The sequence below is a fragment of the uncultured Nocardioides sp. genome, from assembly GCF_902805925.1.
Classification (GTDB): Bacteria; Actinomycetota; Actinomycetes; order Propionibacteriales; family Nocardioidaceae; genus Nocardioides.
Genome location: NZ_CADCUP010000028.1, coordinates 1 through 3,000, shown reverse-complemented (window position 1 = coordinate 3,000; position 3,000 = coordinate 1). Strand labels below are relative to the sequence as shown.

At 74.0% G+C, this 3,000-nt stretch carries 3 protein-coding genes and 2 pseudogenes; 2 read left to right on the top strand and 3 right to left on the bottom strand.

Going from position 1 to position 3,000, the window contains the following annotated elements; translation table 11 throughout:
• From QZX64_RS01655 to QZX64_RS01645, 3 genes and pseudogenes are all read right to left on the bottom strand, one after another.
• Positions 1–295 (bottom strand): annotated as a pseudogene (locus QZX64_RS01655) (hypothetical protein); the annotation flags it as partial.
• 25 nt (positions 296–320) lie between these two features.
• Entirely contained in the window at positions 321–941 is a 621-nt protein-coding gene (locus tag QZX64_RS01650) for an MBL fold metallo-hydrolase (RefSeq protein WP_295656428.1), read from the bottom strand.
• Entirely contained in the window at positions 941–2,050 is a 1,110-nt protein-coding gene (locus tag QZX64_RS01645) for an S-(hydroxymethyl)mycothiol dehydrogenase (protein WP_295656426.1), read from the bottom strand. Before QZX64_RS01645 ends, QZX64_RS01650 begins: the two co-directional genes overlap by 1 nt.
• A 144-nt stretch (positions 2,051–2,194) precedes the next feature.
• On the opposite strand from QZX64_RS01645, the gene QZX64_RS01640 reads away from it, so the two are divergent.
• Both QZX64_RS01640 and QZX64_RS01635 read left to right on the top strand, forming a co-directional pair.
• Positions 2,195–2,704, top strand: a complete 510-nt coding sequence (locus tag QZX64_RS01640; RefSeq protein ID WP_295656424.1) for a SigE family RNA polymerase sigma factor — start codon at positions 2,195–2,197, stop codon at positions 2,702–2,704.
• Positions 2,701–3,000: pseudogene (locus QZX64_RS01635) on the top strand (hypothetical protein); the annotation flags it as partial. The gene QZX64_RS01640 and the pseudogene QZX64_RS01635, both read left to right, overlap by 4 nt.

The following is a 3,000-nucleotide window of genomic DNA, read 5'->3' as shown; positions in this document are numbered from 1 at the left end:
CCATCGCCGTGGGGGCGCCGGTGCCCTGCCAGCGCGCCACGATGACCTGGCCGGCGAGGTCGCGCACGCCGAGCTCGCCGACGGCCGCGGCGGCTCGTTCCAGCTCCCGCGGGGTGGGGCCCCAGCCGGGCACGAGGCCGAGCCGCTCGACCGGGGTGGGCGGGTCGACGGCGGAGGCCTGCTCGGCCCGGCCCGGGCCCGGCCGCTCGTCGTCGTCGGAGGAGCAGCCGCCCAGCAGCCCCGCCACCAGGCCGACGGCGGCCGCCAGGCAGGTCAGGGCGCGGCGTCGGGGCATCGGGTCATCCTGCCACCCGGCACGGTCAGGCCCCCGTGCCGAGCGCCGCCCTCTCGGCGCCGATGGTGGTGTCGTCGCCGTGGCCGGTGTGCACGACCGTCTCGTCGGGCAGCGCGAACAGCACCGTGCGGATCGAGGACTCGATGACGCCGCGGTCGGAGAAGCTGCGCCCGGTGGCGCCCGGCCCGCCCTGGAAGAGCGTGTCGCCGGTGAACACGCAGCCGAGGTCGGGGACGTGGACGCACACCGCCCCGGGGGCGTGGCCGGGCGTGTGCAGGATCCTCAGCTCGGTGCCGCCGACGCTGATCACCTGGCCGTCGGAGAGGTCGGCGTCCCACAGCTCGTCGGGGTGCACGAGCTCCCACAGCGGCCGGTCGTCGGGGTGCAGCAGGATCGGCGTCCTCGTGCGCTGCCGCAGCTCCGGGGCGACGCGCACGTGGTCGTCGTGGGCGTGGGTGCACACGACCGCCTTGATGAGCCGCTCCCCCACGACCGCGATGATCGCGTCGACGTCGTGCGGGGCGTCGATCACCACGCACTCGGTCTCGTCGCCGATCACCCAGATGTTGTTGTCGACGTCGAAGGTCTCGCCGTCGAGGGAGAAGGTGCCGGAGACGACCCCGTGGTCCACGCGCATCGCGCCCATCACAGGATCACCACCGAGCGCAGCACGCTCTGCCCATCGGGGCCGCCGTGCATCTTCTCGAAGGCGGCCTCCACCTCGTCGAGGGCGATCTCCTCGGTGACGAAGGCGTCCAGGTCGAGGCGGCCCTGCCGGTAGAGGTCGACGAGCATCGGGAAGTCCCGCGACGGCAGGCAGTCGCCGTACCAGCTCGACTTCAGCGAGCCACCGCGGCCGAACACGTCGATCAGCGGGATGTCGGGCACCCTCATGTCCGGCGTGGGCACGCCGACCAGGACGACGGTGCCGGCGAGGTCACGGGCGTAGAACGCCTGCCTCCAGGTCTCCGGGCGGCCGACCGCGTCGATCACCACGTCGGCGCCGTGGCCGTCGGTGAGCGCCTGGATCGCCTCGACGGGGTCGCCGTCCTTGCTGTTGATCGTGTGGGTGGCACCGAGCCTGCGGGCGCCGTCGAGCTTGCGGTCGTCGATGTCGACGGCGATGACCCTGCTCGCTCCCGCCAGCACCGAGCCGGCCACCGCGGCGGCCCCGACGCCGCCGCAGCCGATGACGGCCACCGACATGCCGCGGCCGACGCCGCCGGTGTTGATGGCGGCACCGAGCCCGGCCATCACGCCACAGCCCAGGAGGCCCACAGCCGCCGGCCGCGCGGCGGGGTCGACCTTGGTGCACTGACCGGCGGCCACCAGGGTCTTCTCGGCGAAGGAGCCGATGCCCAGGGCCGGGCTCAGGGGCGTGCCGGCTCCCTCCCCGTCGGCGATCGTCATCCTCTGGGTGGCGTTGTGGGTGTCGAAGCAGTACCACGGCTCGCCGCGCGTGCAGGCCCGGCAGCTGCCGCAGACGGCGCGCCAGTTGAGCACCACGAAGTCGCCCGGCGCCACGTCGGTGACGTCCGGACCGACCGCCTCCACCACGCCCGAGGCCTCGTGGCCCAGCAGGAAGGGGAACTCGTCGTTGATGCCGCCCTCGCGGTAGTGCAGATCGGTGTGGCAGACCCCGCAGGCCTGCACCCGCACCAGCGCCTCCCCCGGGCCGGGGTCCGGCACGTTGATGGTGACGACCTCGACGGGCGCGCCCTTGGCGCGGGCGATGACTCCCTTGACCTGGTGCATGCGAGGACCCTCTCGTGCCGCTCGAACTTTCTGCAACCTCAGCCGCCGACGACGCGTCCTCCCACTGACACGCCCGCACGACGACCAGGATGGGAGGCGAGGATGCTCGGCACCGCAGCAGCACCGGCAGGAACGAGGGTCACCGTGGCCAGTCGCAGCCGCGACGACGACTTCGCCTCCTACCTCGCCGCCCGTGAGCAGGCCCTGCTGCGGACGGCGTACGCCCTGACGGGCAACGTGCACGACGCCCAGGACCTCCTGCAGACGGCGCTGGCGAAGCTCTACCTCGCCTGGGACTCCGTGCGCGACCGCGAGGCGCTCGACGGCTACGTCCGCAGGATCATGGTGAACGAGAACACCTCGCTGTGGCGGCGCGCCTGGAAGCGGCGCGAGCACGTCAGCGACGACCTGCCTGAGCAGCCGGTCACCGACCACCGAGACGACGGGACGTCCGCGCAGCTGTGGGAGTTCGTCCAGACGCTGCCGCGCCGGCAGCGGGCCGTCGTGGTGCTGCGCTACTACGAGCAGCTGTCCGAGGCCGAGACCGCCGACGTGCTCGGCGTCTCGATCGGCACCGTGAAGTCCCAGACCAGCCGTGCCCTCGCCGCACTCCGCGAGCGGGCACCCCAGAGCCTCCGGGAGGGGGAGCGATGACCGACCACGACGAGACCCGGCTCTCCGAGGGCCTGCGCGAGCACGTCGACCGGCTGTCGGCCGGCCACGTGAGCCTGCGGTCGGTGCAGCAGCGCGCCGGGCGCATCCGGCGCCGCCGCCGGATCGCGGTGGCCGTGGCCGGCGCCGCGGTCGCGGCCGTCGCGGTGCCGACGGCGATGTTCGCCCTGCCCGGACCGGCCGGGGACGACGCTCCCGCACCGGCGGCGTCCGGCACGGCGAGCCCGACGGCCTCTCCGGGGCCCGTCGACGTGACGCTCCCCGGCGACCCTGCCGGC